Below are 15,605 nucleotides of genomic sequence, written 5' to 3'. Positions count from 1 at the left end.
GGAGGCAATATGGCAGAGGGTACAAATAGAGATGTCGTTGCTGCGCGGATAAAACTAGACACTGGTACAGTGCTACAATCATTTAAAAACATTGATACGGGTGCTAAAGGTAATGCTGATGCGTTCAAGGCGCTGAATGCTGAGTTATCATCCGCTGAGAAGTCATACAAGAATATATCATCAGCAATGGATAAGATGGCCTTAACTGCGGATCAACGCCGCCAAAAGATACTCGCTGAAGTTGAAGCTCAACATAAGCAAAAACTTGCTCAAACTGCCTTGCTTGGTGCGAGGGCTCAACAGTTGGAGCAAACTAATCGCTTGATTGATGCTAAAATGCAGGCTCAGCAAGCCTTGATCAAAGGGCGTAATCAACAGATTGAGCAATCCGAACGTGAACATCAACAAAAGATGCAGATTCTTCAGAATCGTTCTGTTAAGACCGGGCAGGAGGCAGCAAAGGCAACGGGGACAGGAACGGATGACCGGACGAGAGAGCGCGTACTACAAGAGGAACAGAAGATTCGCATGGCCTTGACTGAGCGACAACGTAAAGAGGAAGCTCTCAGGGAAAAAGTGTTACAAGAGGAACAACGGATCAGACAAGCCTTGTCACAAACTGAACAGCAAACCAAACGGATGGGGTCCACAATGGATGCTGTCTCTAAAAGTTGGATTGGTAGAATAGGAGACATGGCTTCACATGCCGTTGTCTTCCATACGATGTACAAAGCGATGCACGAAGTCACCCAGGCCATGAAAGAAGGATTGGTTGACATCGAATCAAACATGGCCGGTTACGTGCAGACCAATGAGCATTATTTTGTGCATTTCGAAGATGGCACCAACAAGATGGTTATGGATACACAAAAGCTAAACCGTGAGACAAAAGCCTTTATCCAAACTGCTCACGAACTTGGATCAAACATATTGGATGTAACCGAATCGGCGCGGCTTTGGGGCAGGATGTACAAGGATGTTAATGTGGTTCAGGAGCTTGTCCGTCAGTCTACAAAGTTGTCAACGGTAGATATGGTGGAACTCGAAGACGCAACCAAATCTATGGAATCCGTTATGTCTCAGTATGGTGTACACATCAGTAATGCGAATGATGCCATGGTAATAGGTAACCGGGTTTTGGACTCTTGGTCTAAAGTTGCACATGATACGATGGCTCCAGCCCGTGACCTGGGAGCTGCCTTCCAACGTACTGGTAAGATAGCCGCGGAAACAGGCGTATCGTTCGACGTAATGAACGGGCTGATCTCCTCCGGTGTGAGGAATACAGCCTTATCCGGGGAAAATTTGGGTAACATGTGGAAAACGGTTCTGGGTACAATCCGGACAGATAAAGCCGTGGATGAAATTGAGCGTCTTGGTGTCAAAACCAAAGAGGTTGTCGATGGCGTCGAACAATGGCGTAAAGCTGAAGATATTCTATTGGACCTCTCCATCCAGGTGACAGACAAGAACTACGACCTAACTCAGTCATATGCAGATATCTCTCGTGGTGTTTATCAATATGCAAAACTGGCCGCTTCACTTAACGTTGGAGATATCTTGCTGGGTACTGCTGCTTCTATTGGCTCATCCGGCTCTACGATGCAGTATTTGACTGTTCAAATGGACACAATCCAGCGTAAGGCAGCTCAGACCAGAACTTCACTGCTTGAAATCTTTAACACAGCTGGCGAAGATGGATTGCGTCAGATGATTAAAGATGTGTTGGATGGAATTGACCAATTGCTAATTGGATTGACAAAAATACCTACAGGTGTATATGCTGCCGCTGCTGGATTAAGCGGTCTGCTGTTGGCGTACAAAGCCCTTAGCGGACCTATTGCATCCGTTATAGCGGCTATTCAAGTTTTAAACGCTGCTAAAGCGCAACAAACGGTTTCGACGGTTGCCAGCACAGCTGTAACAGCTGCTAATTCAGCTGCAAATACTGTGAACATCGTTTCAAGCGAAGGCGTAACCATCTCCACAGTTCAGCAAACTGCTGCAAGAGAAGCGCAAGCTGTAGCTACTACCACGGCAACGGTAGCAACCGGTGCATTGAGCAGGGCGCAGGCGGCGGCTACCGTTACTATGGCGGCAACAACTGCTGGACTTTCTCTGTTGGTAGGTGCTATTGCTATTTTCGCAATGAAGAGTGGGGAAGCAGAAAAAGCAGAACGTGATCGGGTTCAAATGATGAAGGACAATGATTCTGCGAGTCAACAAATGATTAGCCAGTATCAAAGGCAGATTGACTTGTTGCCTAAGATGGTCAATGCACACAATTCCTTAAAAGCGATGATTGATGGTGGAACACTATCCACGAGTAAACAGGAGCAAGCAAAACGCCAACTGGAAGAAATATCTAAAGCGCTTGCGATGACTATAGGAAAAGAAGGACTAGCTCAACTTGAAGCTGCAGGGTTTACAGACGAGGCAACTCAAATACAGATCTCTGCTCTTAATACGTTGATTGACAAGCAACGAGAAGCTAGAAAGGCTGTATTGGAAGATCAAAGAAGCGGTCTACAAGACCAAATGAATGAAAATATCGCTGTCATTGAAAAAACGAAGGAGAAGATAGAGTCTCTTGAAAATAGTTTGATCGCAGGCGGCGTAGAATTTATGAAGAACATTTTCAGTTTCAAAAGTGTGGATGAATCATCCAATGAACTGGAGAATTTACAAAATAAACTTGATTCTTTAGAGACGAAAAATCGTGAGTTGGAAGCTTCAATAAGTGATGCAAATGTCCAAATGCAACAAATGACCGTAGAATCTGTCGAAGCCCAAAAGGAAACGGATGCTTTAGCGGGGATAAACGGGAAGGCATCGGATACGATTGAAGAATTGACTGAAAAACTGGTTGAGCAGACGAAAGCTTTGAGAGAGTCCGTTCAAGCAAGTATTTCTTCAGTTTCTGAGCTGAACCAAGTTGCAGACACGCTCTCCAAAGGACAATCATTAAGTGCATCTTCTGTGGCAGACTTGATTCTAAAATACCCTGAATTGGCTTCCCAGATCCGGAAGACAACGGATGGATGGATATTTGAAGGTCAAATTCTAGAAAAATTGCGGCAAGCGAAGATAAAGAAAGCTATTGATGATCTGAAAGCTGAGAGGGATTCAACACGAAGCGTTGCGATGGAAAGTTTAAAACGAATTCAATTTTATGGCCAAGAGTTTGAGTCTATCTCAACCTTCGCCGAAGCACGCGAGAAAATTAAAGATATTGAAAAAGAAATCACCGAAGAACAGAAGAAAAATGCTTCTGAATTAAATAGCACGCAGCTTATGAATCAAGGCATAGCTAATTTTCTTCAACAAAAGGCCAATGAGCAACTCGAAGCTAAAAAACAAAAACTTAATGAGTTAAATGAAGTCGTTAAGAAATATGCCGGTCAACTACAGCTAAGCAACGAACAGATCGAAGCCATGACTAAGCTTCTGGAAGATGACACTTACGGGGTAGAAGACAATAACAAGGCCAAAAAAGAAACCGTAGAAATTATGACGGACTTACAGAAAGCGATTGAAGGCTACAACAAGTCATTGGAAAAATTGGATTCACAACAGAAAAGAGTTGCGAAGTCGTCCAAAGAATACCTTGATATACTCGCTGAGAARCGTAAAGCATTACTGGAGGAACAAAAACTTTACGAACAAGGATACAATGATCCATCTCAACTCGTGTCCTCTCAAACGGAGATAACGACAAGCGGTGGGCCTTCTTCAGACATAACAAGAATGCTGACTACTGCCGTTAACCTGGCTAACTCTGGTGTAATGAGATACAAGCAAATAGACGGAGAATTTACCGGTTCGTTTGATGACTTCAAACAGCGAGCCTATTCAGACTGTTCTCAGTTTGTGCAGGAGATGTTTGAAACGATCGGAGTACAGGTACCGCGTACGGCAGCTCAACAAGCTAAAGCGGGGACTGCGGTATCAAAGAAAAATCTTCAAGTTGGAGACCTTGTCTTCTTTAATACGAATGGTAAGGACAACTCTCACGTTGGGATTTACATGGGGGACAGCAAGTTTATCCAAATGGGGGAGTCCGGACTAAAAGTTTCGGATTTAAACAATAGCTATTGGGGGCCTAAGTACAATGGTGCAACTCGTATTCCTGGGCTTTCGACAGATGCTGCCTACCCGACATCCACTAGTTCCCAAACAACCTCTGGTGGAGTGGCATATGCCGGTAAATACGCTTCTGAGATTAATGCTGCTGCCAATCAATTTAATGTTGACCCACATCTTGTTGCGGCTGTGATTCAACGCGAATCCTCGTTCGGAGCCAAAGGAATTACCAATGTCATGCAAGTCAATGGCATGAACAATTCAACTGTTAAACAAAGTATAGATGCAGGTACGAAGATGTTATCAGACCTACTGAAGAAATCAGGTGGGGATGTCGCCATGGCTCTTGGCGGATACAACATGGGCGCTGGTATCATTGACTGGTTTAAAAAATCAGGTGGATACAATTTAGCGGATATGAAAGCTTACTCTGCTAAGTATGACAAAGTTTATGCTGGTGACGGATACGGAGATGTAGGGTATGTAGATAAAGTATTGGCTGATTATTCTCCACAAAAGTCCAGTACAACACAACCTACACAGAAGCAATTGAAGGATGCAAAAAATACCGCTGATAGCGAACTGCTTCGGATTAGTGATGAACTTTATAATATTGATGTTTCAGAACTGGAGAGTAAACTCGGAATCAAAGATATGAAAATCTCTGACAAAGAGTTGTCTTTAAAACAATCCGAAGCACGGCAGAAGAACATGAAGAAAGACTCCCAAGAGTACAAAGCAGAATACGAGCTTCAATTGAAACTCAAAACTGAAATACAGAAACTGATGCAGGAGCAGCGTCAGATGATCGAACAATCCGGGCTGAAATCAGATGAGTTGACTAATAAGCGGCGAAGCCTGACTGAGAAAATCGGGGATGTGCAGTCCGAGAAAGAAGACATGAAGGATCAGTATGCCAGCGACCAATTTGATACCGCACAGGCCAATATGGAAGCTCGTGTTGAACGCATGCGTCAACAAGGCCGTTCCGAGATGGAAATGACCAAGACGCAGCTTCAGTTTTATCAGGGACAACTCAAAAATACGGCCCTAACTGAGGAACAGCGTGTTGAATCAGCTAAACAAGTGTATGACTTGACGAACAAGGTTACGGATCTGAAATTTAAAAATTCAACCAATTGGATTGATAAACAAACGGATCAGATGGAACGTCAAGGTAAGTCTGAGGTTGAGATTTATCAAATGCAGGCCGAGGCTTACAACCGGATGCGAAACGACACCACGCTAAAAGCAGAACAACGAGCTGAAGCAGAGAAAATGTATCAAGATACTTCCAAGAAACTGATTTCGTCTAGGTACGAGTACTCGGAAAAGTGGATTAACAAAGAAGCTACGAAGATGGAAATGTCCGGTGCTCAAAAAGTTGACATCATGAAGTGGGAGCTTCAAGAGTTTCTGAAGATGCAAGCTGATAAGACGATGTCTTCTGAACAGCTATGGGATCTAGAACAGAAAATATATAAGCAGCGTAATGATCTGGATAAGGAGTACTATTCTGCTGCTGAGAAACGAATTAATCACTTGAAGGCGATCGGTGAAATGACTACCGAACAAGAACTTTCCGAGTATATGAAACTTCAAGCTTCTTACCTGGTAGGAAGCGATCAACGGATGGATGCAGATGAAAAGGTCTACGATCTAAAGAAAAAACTCATGGACGAAATGACCAAAGCTGTATCCGAATCGGTAACCAAGCAGAAAAAGTTACTGGACAATGCGAGGGATGAGGAGATTAAACGTATCCAGGCAGAGAAGGATGCTTTCACCTCGGCTCAAGAGGCCAAAATCAAAGCCATTGATGATCTGATTCAAGCCATGGAGCGAAGTAACGATCAGGATGACTATGAGAGATTGCGTGCGGAGAAAGTAGCACGTCTGGAAAAACTTCAGTCCGCTGTTGGACCAGAAGGTATTGAAGAGCGGAAACAGGTACAGAAGGATATCGAGGATATGGATCGTGAACACGGGCGCAAGCTTGCGAAACAAGCGCTTGAGGATCAGAAAACGGCATTGCAAGAGGAAAAAACAACTCGCGAAAAAGATTTTGACGATAAAATCCAAGATGCTAAATCAAATTACGATAATCTGTCAGCAGCCTTTGATGAATTTTCTTCAAATACTGAACTATCTGCTGAAAACCTGAAAAACATTCAGGTACTGAAGGAGAGCGAGAAGAACGAAACGATCCTCGGAATGCTTGATGCATTTGTTTTGGAGTACCAGAGCCGTCTTGATCAGATTGCTGCGGCAAGTGCTTCACTTGGAGTTACTGTTGTCTCTGGGGGAGCTTTGGCTCCAGGAACCGCTTCGAAGGACTCTTCATATCAAAAGGAAATTGATCTGTACACATATAACGCTAACAAGGATGCGTGGGATGCAGCTAAAGCTCGTGGTGATGCTGAAACTATGCGACTTCTGAAAGAACAAAACGATGCTATTCGCAAGAAATATGGAATCGATAAAGATACAGGCAAACTCCAGCATTTTAGTGAAGGGGGAGTAGTCAAAGGTCCTCGTGGTGCGGCTGATCCAGTTATCGCTCATGCTGGAGAGGCTATTCTTAACGATCGACAACAGGACTCATTGTTTAATCTCCTGAATCTACGTATGCACAGACTAGACTTCACAATGCCTGAATTCTCAGTTCCTCAAGGTTCAAACGGAGTAAATCCGGAGAGAACCAGCAATCAATTCGTAATTAAATCAGGAGATACTTATATCGCGGATGAATCGACCGCGAAGGTCTTCTGGAGCGAGCGCGATAATTTGATGCGGAGGATGCAGGCAAGAGGAGGTAAGGGATAATGATCAATGCTACTGCTGACGGAAAGTCTTTTCGAGAGATTGGGCTTGGCCTGAAGAAGCACAACATCCCGGTGTTGCCACCGACGAGGGACTACAGTCTTGAAATTGCAGGACGGGATGGAGAGATCGATTTTGGTAGCACCTACGGTCCAAGAGTAATTAATCTGGAGTGTATCGTTATGGCAGACGATGCTACCCTTGACTATCACAGAAGAGTCGCCCAAGTGGCGGCTCTTTTTAATATCAAAAAAGGGGACATTGTACTCACGTTTGAGGATATTCCAGGCAGAAGATATATCGGAAGGTATGCTGGGACGATGGATATTGAAAAGATTATTTTTGATGGGGAACTGACAATTCCAATCAAAATGGGCAAACATCCCTTTCCGGAAAGCGATGAAAATATGTTGGAAGAAACAATCACCCGGTCACCAGAAACACTAAAAGTGAATTCTTTGGGAGACGAACGGGCAAGCCCTGTCATCGTTCTGACCAACACTGGCTCAAACACAATTACACATTTTAGGCTTCAAAATGAATATTTGATAGAGGGGTGAACGTCTTGGCGAATATCGGCAAGTATTTAGCAACGAAAATTCTTAATACAACAGCGCGAGGGGAAAAGTTTGTTTTTCCAGATCAACTTTATGTGGGTCTGTACACCTCTAATCCCACCTTTAACGATACAGGGCAGGAAGTGAGTGGTGGGGCATATGGTCGAAAAACCGTATCCTTTGATGCTCCTGTACAGGCTACAGTCAGGGAGTTCCATCCTAAAACCGGGTTGCAAAGTGATATCCAAAAACTGGTCATTAGATCTTCGGCGGACGTACCATTTGATGTAGCATCAGGGAATTGGGGCGTGGTTACACACTTCGCCTTGCGGGATGCAGCAACTGGCGGGAATCTTTATTACTATGGTGAACTAGAAAATCCGAGAAGCATTTTAACAAACGACATTTTTAAATTCCTAACAAGTCAGGTTGAGATTCGTTTAAGTTTGAGTTAAGGAGGGATGAGTTTTGCTAAAAACCATGTACCCAGCAACGGCCAATAGTAGACAAACCGAATTGGTTGCTGCAATAGATGATACGCAAACCAGCATAACTGTACTGGATGGTTCTGTTTTGCCGGATGCTCCGAATGAGCTGGTTATTGATCCGGCTAATGAAAATGCTGAAACAATACTTTACACAGGCAAGACGGGGAACACGCTCACGGGTGTAACCAGAGGATTTGAAGGAATGGCACAATCATGGGTGGCAGGCACGAAGATTGCCCGTTTTTTTACAGCCCATGACTTTAACACATTTAAGTCCAACATTGAGGACTTGGATAATCGTTTGGACAATATTCCTGCACCACAGGACGCCTCTTTAATAGATAAGGGTAATGTCCAACTATCAGAAGCAACAGACAGCCAAGATGTAGATAAAGCTGCCACGCCAAGTGCTGTGAAAAAAGCATATGATCTTGGACTAGCTGCACAAGCTATTATCAATAACAGAGATGGATACGGTATAACAACTAATTCTGGCAATGCGTATTCCGTATCGGCTACCCCTGCACCAACTGCACTGGTTGCTGGCTTACGTGTGACAATCAAAGTCAATGCTGCAAATACTGGAGCAGTGACGATCAATGTAAATGGATTTGGTCCTAAAAGCGTCTTGAAGTCAAACGGTGGTGCCATGACTTCCGGGGCGTTCAAAGTCGATTCGGTTTATTCGGTGGTCTACAATGGCACAAATTTTATCTTACAGGGTGAAGGGGGGGCTGGAAATGCACTGCCCTCTGATGTAGTGCTCGGAAAAACGTTTACGAATGATGACGGCGAAGCGGTGGGGACTCGCGTCAGTTATGCATCAGGAGATATGATACCTTACGCCAAAATGGGTCTAACGGATATGGTTCCTAAGACAAACATCTTGCCGCCTAATACAAGCGGGAATACCACCGTGCCGATGGGACTAACCCAAGCCAAAGACGGATCGGGTTATTACATTGTTTACCTGGAACTAACTAATGTCTGGCTGGCTAAATACGACAATTTCGGGAAATTGATATGGCGCATCGGAGTCGGTACTTCGAATACCCTTTCGAGCTTAGGCATTCCCATAACTGGAACAAGAGACGGGGGAGTATGCCTATACTTTTACAACACTCAATGGTCTGATCCGTCCATTGTCAAATACACCTCGGATGGATCGCTTGTTCGTAGGTATGCTTATACTACCGGAAGTTACATTCCGATGGACATACAAATAGATTCTGATGGAGCTATTTTCGTAACCTCATCTAACGGAGGCGTGGCGAGGCTGGCAATCGATGATAGTTTTTCTTCGACGGCAACAACGGCGTCAGATACATGGAGATGGACCCAGATGTCCGTAAACACGGATATCGTTATCTATCGTGATTGGATTTACTTCATTGCAGGTTCTCAAAATAGCCCGTATTTAATTCGGTTGACAAAAGGTCCGAATGCCCCGACAACGAGCCAGTATAGCATTTCAATTTGGTCAGACGAAGGTTTGAGCGGGACTGGGTTAGTTGGGAACGGGGTTGGCGGTTTTTACGTCAGCTCAACAGCTGGCAGGATTTACTGCTTATCTTGGACTGTGGTTAAATCTTGGGACACGCAAGTTTCTTCAGGAGCTGCGAGCTTTGTTGCGGACATAATTTTTTACAATAACTTCATCTATATGTTCAACAAATTGAACGGGTTGACAACCGAAAATTCCTCTTCCACCAACGATCTAGCCCGTCTGAATTCTATAAAAACTTTATCTTTCTCAGGTGCGCTTCAGTCAGGAGAGTTTCCTGTTTTTATCAAACATGCTACCCAACCGCAATTAGATGGTAGATTAAGCAGCGGGAAGATGATGCAATTTACGTCTGACCCTCCTAACAATGTGATCCTTTGTTTGAATTCGACAACCACACTATATGCGAACCAGATGCAGATACAACCTTAAAGGAGATGGTGACCATGATTTTTATTCACGGAGAAAAAAAAAGAAAGTTAATGATGGTTGCATTACGACACTATGACCCGGAAGCGATTGAAAAATCAGAACCTGACGTTTTCAAGGAAGGTTACGTAGTTGAATCTGTACCGGATGCGCCTTACAAACCGGGCATGTATGCAACGACCTATTACAACACAGAAACGTTGGATTTTGAGTATGAGTACTCTCCTGCTCCAAAAACGGAGGAAGAGTTGGCGAACGAAAGATTTGCTCAGTTGCAGAAAGATAATGCTGAATTGAGACAGGCTGTATCTGAGCTGAGTTTGGTTATGGCAGCAGTCATGGGAGGAGGTGAGTAACTATGACATTTACAAAGGAAAGCGGCTTGGTAAAAGTGTGGGTTGGTCTTGTGCTGAGTGATGTTTACAAATTGGATCAAGTGCCACCATTATTTAATCTGAAAGTCGTTGTAACTGAAGTTGTCAACGGCACAGCAGCAGTGTAAAAAGCGTTCCAACATCGGAGCGCTTTTTTTATGTCTAATTCCAGACCATTTAACAACTTACAAGCTAAGTCGTATAGACCTAATAACAACAAAAAGGAGGAATTAATCATGCCAATTGAAACGAAACGTTTAAAACTTCCCCTCCCTTTGGGGAATGAAAGTGTAAGCCGAGTAGGTATTAATGCCATCTTTGAGAAGATTGATGAGGGTGTTGCAACACGAGAAGATGTGGAAGAACTTCGCCAATTGGTCAACGAGATGGACATTCCTGATGCATCACTGACTCAGAAAGGTAAGGTGCAGTTGTCTAGCAAGACTGACGGAACGTCCGAGTCGGTAGCCGCGACAGAGAAAGCTGTAAAAGAAGCATACGACCGTGGTAGCGCAGCAGTCACAGCAGCTCAAGATGCACAGGCTATCATTAATAACAGAGATGGATTCGGGATAACCACTAAAACCAGCGTATACAATTATGCAGTCACTCTTACGCCTGCACCCACCGCTCTTGTTGCTGGTTTAAGAGCCACCATCATGATAAATGAAACTAATACTAGCTATGTGCATCTCGATGTCAATGGCCTTGGCCTAAGGAATATCTTAAAACCTGATGGGAGCCTCCTAAAAGCAAATGCACTCCGGGCAACCGCTGTGTATTCGGTGGTCTACAATGGCACAAATTTTATCTTACAGGGTGAAGGAGGTGAGTATGGTACAGCGGTAGCGGGGGATGTCAGAGCAGGCAAAACAATAGGGACTGAATCTGGGTTTGTAACTGGAACCTTACCTGAAAGAAATACGACTATTATAACACCAACACCTTCGCCGCAAAACTTCCCTGCTGGTATATACTCAGCATTTACTGTAACAGGACAAACTGCCCAAGTGTACCAGTCATCTATGTCTAATATTCCACCAGGCACTCAAATGGATTTACCGCAACCTTTTATACCCTCTGTATCTATGGTTTATAGGTCAGGATCGGCACAGGGAGCCGCATTGAACAATCAGGCGAATGGCGGATTATGGAATAGGGCGAATCTGGATATACAAAATAACTTCAGGGCAATTCTAGGCGACACTGCATTACTTGTATTGATAAACTTTTCTCCTACAAGCGCTACAATGGAATATAAATCTTTTAGATAAGGGTGAGGAAATATGCAGACTGTTGATGGATTTATCAAAGAGAATTATGAGTTGAAATATTCAGAGATTGCTGGATCTACAATGATTATTTGGAACGAAACAACGTCCACTATTTATGATTTTTTTGTGAAATTCTTTGGCGAGATAATCGAAGATGGGATAATAAAAGGGTTAAGTTCTGCTGACATTTCCAAAAACATGATTACCGAATCCATTAAGAATAATTATGGCTTTACTGAACTGATATTGATTCAGTCCGATATTAATCTGTGGTCATGAAAAAAAATGGATAGCTAGTTTATGCCCTCTGGAGTGGTCAGAAGAGTACTCAAAAATTACAAACACCCCACAATTATAGCTGGGGTGTTGTTCTTCTATGTGCACAAACTTTTTTTGCTAAGTAAAAGGCGCTGAGATTATTAGAATTTCACAGTGTAGTAGTTTCTGTCGCGAAGTATTGGATCAGAAATTTTAACATCAGAAACTTTTACGCCTGGCTTAATCAACTTACCAACAGATACACTTGACCACTCGTTTACAGTAATATTTCCCGAAGCGGTTGTTCCACCCATATACTCGACTCCAGTATCTAAAGTATAGATATCAATAAAATGGATGGAAGCCCATTTTGGAAATGTTGTTGGTTCTTTTTTAACTAACACATCGAATTCAACAATCGCGTATGTAGCACCTTCTCCTGCAGGTGAGTCATTGAAACTACTATCATATCTAACACCTGTAACTTTAATGTCAAAATAAGGTGTTTTGACAACATCGCCTACATTGTAAATCTTGGTTTGTGGTTGGTTTGTAGTGCTAATGCTAGGGGGAGTGGAGGAATTGTTGTTCAAAAACGATTCCCCTTTAGTTTCAAACTCAATTTTCTTTTGCTCTTTGTCATAAATTAATTTGTAACCAGTCATTTCTGCAACATCACGAATAGGCAAGTATGTTTTTCCGTTATAAACCAGCGTGTCAGATTGCAAATTTTGTTCCTTGCCATCAACAGCGAATGAAAATTTGGTCAATATGGCATTAACCGTAGAGGGGGCTGCAGCAGCAAGGGTTGCTGATCCGATCATCATGCCAATACCGAGAGTAGCCACTGTTTTAAATAATGATTTTTTCAAAGTGTGAGTCTCCTTTATAAATGGGGTATACACTTTATTTCGGTAAACACTGGAAAAAGTTTATAGCACCTCTCCCAAAAAGACGGTACTTAATATGTTTGCCTAAATGAAATCACATCGGTTTTGCCGGCTGGGTCGAGGGAATAAAAATGAAGGAGGGAAGGCCATGTTTAATCGAGGGGGATTTAACCGCATGGCCTTTAACCGCCAAATATCCGTATTCGTCTTTGGCCGGGCAGTTGCTGACATATCAGGATCTGCTGGTGCTTCTGCAACGATGGAAATGACGGGTTCGGCGGTTATGGATGTCAATGCGGGAGCGGCAGGAGATTTTGTCCGTGAAATATCATTTGCGGCCGTTATGGATGTAGCTGCCGGAGCTAAGGCTGATTTTGTCCGTGAGATTACCAAACGGGCTGTAATGGATGTAGGTTTTGGGGCAGTCGCCAAGGGGAGTAGGTACCATGTGGAATTCCTTGAATTCACAGGACCATTTAAACCAGGTGATCAAGTTATTATTGATGCTAATACGTATAAAATCACCCAAAACGGAGTGAATGCTTCACATTTACTTGTTGAAGGTGATTTCTTTGATTTAAACCTTGGGGAAAACAATCTCACATGGACAGACCCTGAAACAGGTAGAAACGTTCTGATTCGTGTTACACATAGAGACAAATTCCTTTATTAATTGAGGTGTAATATGCCTAATCCAACAATGAAAGTATTCGACAAGAACATCCGGAGTGTAGGTACGTTGGTTGATAGTTCAGAGATACAACGAAGAAGACGTATTAACAGTGACTATGAAGTAACATTTATGGTCCCAATGACCTCAGATGATTACCGCGAAAAAATAGCAATCAAAGGCCACGTTCAAGACGAACGTGGCCAATTTTATGTCATTCAGTCCCGGAGCCGGTCCCGTGAAGGTCGGAAGCTGATGGCTTCAATCTATTGCAACCACATTATGTTCAAACTGAATGACTTCAAGTTTCCGTACTCGTCATATATTGATGAAGCTTATGGCGTACATCTCAACGAACTGACAGAATTGATTACAAAAGCCACTGGTGGGAGATTCACATTTGTTATCCACGATACGTTTGATCTACATGACGTTAAGGATTTTGGGCGGGGGACATGTCTTGAAGCTCTGAACCGGATTGTGGAAATGTATGAATGTGAAGTTGAACCTGATAATTTTGTGATTAACCTCAAGAAGAGAATTGGATCAGATCACGGATTGCAGTACCGGCTTAAAAAGAATATTGTATCCAGTTCCTTCAAGGACAAAGGCGAATCCCTTGTAACCCGGATGTATGCTCAAATGAAGGATGGACGGACATTCATCGGTATGGATGCTTCCTTGCTGACGGATCTGGAAAGAATCCTATTGTCGAGCGTACCAGGAACAATTGTGAACGGAAAGCTGGCGGTCAATTATCTCATATCTCCCTTTGCACAGTACTGGGCGAGTGATTCGGTTCCATTTTACGATGGAGAGATCATCGAACAGGATATTGAGGAAGCAGAGGACTTGCTGAAGGCTACACGTAAGGCGCTGCTTGAGCAAGAGGTTGTTTCTCTGGAGGCAACTATATCCACGGCAGACTTGTTCAAAATCGATCACACCGAACCCAAGCCTCATTTGGGTGATGATGTCATGTGTATCGACCCGGACATGGGCATGAACCGGATGAAGGCTCGTATTACAGAACTTACCGAGTATCCATATAGTATGGATAAGCATGCTGAACCAACAATCTCCAATCTGAACTTGAGAGATTATGATGATATTATCAGTGACCTAGAACGAAATAAGAATATCACCAATAACCTATTTTCAAACGGGAAGATCCGGACGGATGTCTTTGAATCATTTGCCAAGCAAGCGGTCATTGACATCAACAACAGCAAAACCGAGCTGATCTATCCACCAGAAGGCGGAATACTTGCTCAAGAGAAAACGAATCCTCTGGAACAAGTCAGATTGACTTCTAAAGGGATAGGGATATCGACAGATGGCTGGAAATCGATACGTGCTGCCATTACAGCCAGAGGCGTTGTAGCGGAGCAAGTAATAGGTCAACTCGGTAACTTTGTCTCTATGCTGATCGGTAATGGTGAGGACATTGTACAGATCAACACGAATGGTATTGCAGCAGGGGCATCGTCATTTAATAGCGCACCTTTCAGACTGAACATGAAGGGCGATTTGATTGCGAATAGCTTAACCGCCAACTATGCCAACATTGAGTACTCCAACTTTAAAAACGGGGCCATCGTTGGTTCCTCAATAAACGTAGGCAATGGGATGTTCACAGTTACTTCAGGAGGGATAATGTCGGCTGTAGGAGCAAACTTCTCAGGATCTATTACCGCATCTACAGTAACAGGTACAAATATTAATGGTGGTACAATTACTGGGGCATTGATCCGTACGGCAGCAAGCGGTAGACGGATAGAGCAAGACAGTGTAGGGTTCCGTTCATATGATGCTGGGAATAGAGTACGCATCCAAATCGCTACTACAGATGATGCAGCAGTAGCGGCAATTATTTTTAGGGATACAAATGGTTCATCAGTAGGGGAGATTAACTCTTATGACTCAAGCGGACAATTGACTATTTTCAGTAACAATCTGTTCTTGGGATCTAACAATACGGGCAATCCCATAAGGCTATATGGTCGTGTGATTTTTAGTGGACAGACTAGTGGATTGACACTAGCAATAGATGATGTAAGCGGATTGAGACAGAGATTAACAAATTTACAATCAGATATAGATAATCTCACTCGCTTGTTCAACAACCATAGTCACAGTGTCACCCTACCAACCCACAATCATGGAATTTCTGGTGTATCAAGCTGGGGCGGAACCTTCTCAACTTCGTCTCCGTAATGTATCATAATAGGTAAATTGCACCAATACGGAGGTAG

General features: G+C 43.4%; 11 protein-coding genes. 10 read left to right on the top strand and 1 reads right to left on the bottom strand.

What is annotated here, in order from left to right; all coding sequences use genetic code 11:
- Positions 1–9 precede the first annotated feature (9 nt).
- From AC1DE7_RS10065 to AC1DE7_RS10030, 8 genes are all read left to right on the top strand, one after another.
- Complete coding sequence (locus tag AC1DE7_RS10065; protein WP_477534275.1) at positions 10–6,909, top strand: NlpC/P60 family protein; 6,900 nt, start codon at positions 10–12, stop codon at positions 6,907–6,909.
- Positions 6,909–7,466, top strand: coding sequence for a phage tail domain-containing protein (locus AC1DE7_RS10060; RefSeq protein ID WP_477534274.1), 558 nt, complete (start codon positions 6,909–6,911; stop codon positions 7,464–7,466). Before AC1DE7_RS10065 ends, AC1DE7_RS10060 begins: the two co-directional genes overlap by 1 nt.
- 5 nt (positions 7,467–7,471) lie before the next feature.
- Positions 7,472–7,918, top strand: coding sequence for a phage tail fiber protein (locus AC1DE7_RS10055; protein WP_477534273.1), 447 nt, complete (start codon positions 7,472–7,474; stop codon positions 7,916–7,918).
- Positions 7,919–7,931: 13 nt separating this feature from the next.
- Positions 7,932–9,887 carry a tail fiber protein gene (locus AC1DE7_RS10050; RefSeq protein ID WP_477534272.1) on the top strand — a complete coding sequence of 652 codons (1,956 nt, stop codon included), beginning with the start codon at positions 7,932–7,934 and terminating at the stop codon, positions 9,885–9,887.
- 14 nt (positions 9,888–9,901) lie between these two features.
- Positions 9,902–10,240 carry a hypothetical protein gene (locus tag AC1DE7_RS10045; RefSeq protein WP_477534271.1) on the top strand — a complete coding sequence of 113 codons (339 nt, stop codon included), beginning with the start codon at positions 9,902–9,904 and terminating at the stop codon, positions 10,238–10,240.
- A 2-nt stretch (positions 10,241–10,242) separates the two neighbouring features.
- Entirely contained in the window at positions 10,243–10,386 is a 144-nt protein-coding gene (locus tag AC1DE7_RS10040; protein ID WP_477534270.1) for a hypothetical protein, read from the top strand.
- 108 nt (positions 10,387–10,494) lie between these two features.
- Positions 10,495–11,532, top strand: coding sequence for a tail fiber protein (locus AC1DE7_RS10035; protein WP_477534269.1), 1,038 nt, complete (start codon positions 10,495–10,497; stop codon positions 11,530–11,532).
- Positions 11,533–11,544: 12 nt separating this feature from the next.
- Positions 11,545–11,811, top strand: a complete 267-nt coding sequence (locus AC1DE7_RS10030; protein ID WP_477534268.1) for a hypothetical protein — start codon at positions 11,545–11,547, stop codon at positions 11,809–11,811.
- Positions 11,812–11,951: 140 nt separating this feature from the next.
- Here AC1DE7_RS10030 and AC1DE7_RS10025 read toward each other — a convergent pair whose 3' ends face one another.
- The gene (locus tag AC1DE7_RS10025) at positions 11,952–12,662 is read right to left on the bottom strand and encodes a stalk domain-containing protein (RefSeq protein ID WP_477534267.1); all 711 of its coding nucleotides are present in this window, start codon (positions 12,660–12,662) and stop codon (positions 11,952–11,954) included.
- Between the two features lie 166 nt (positions 12,663–12,828).
- Here AC1DE7_RS10025 and AC1DE7_RS10020 point away from each other — a divergent pair, with 166 nt between their 5' ends.
- Together AC1DE7_RS10020 and AC1DE7_RS10015 are read left to right on the top strand one after the other, a co-directional pair.
- Entirely contained in the window at positions 12,829–13,353 is a 525-nt protein-coding gene (locus tag AC1DE7_RS10020; RefSeq protein ID WP_477534266.1) for a phage distal tail protein, read from the top strand.
- A gap of 12 nt (positions 13,354–13,365) precedes the next feature.
- Positions 13,366–15,567 (top strand): phage tail spike protein, encoded by a 2,202-nt coding sequence (locus AC1DE7_RS10015; protein WP_477534265.1) that lies wholly within the window; start codon positions 13,366–13,368, stop codon positions 15,565–15,567.
- Positions 15,568–15,605: the final 38 nt, after the last annotated feature.

The sequence above is a fragment of the Paenibacillus sp. 10L310 genome, assembly GCF_056395745.1.
Note: the sequence above shows the minus strand (reverse complement) of the source record. Positions and strands in the feature narration are given on the sequence as shown.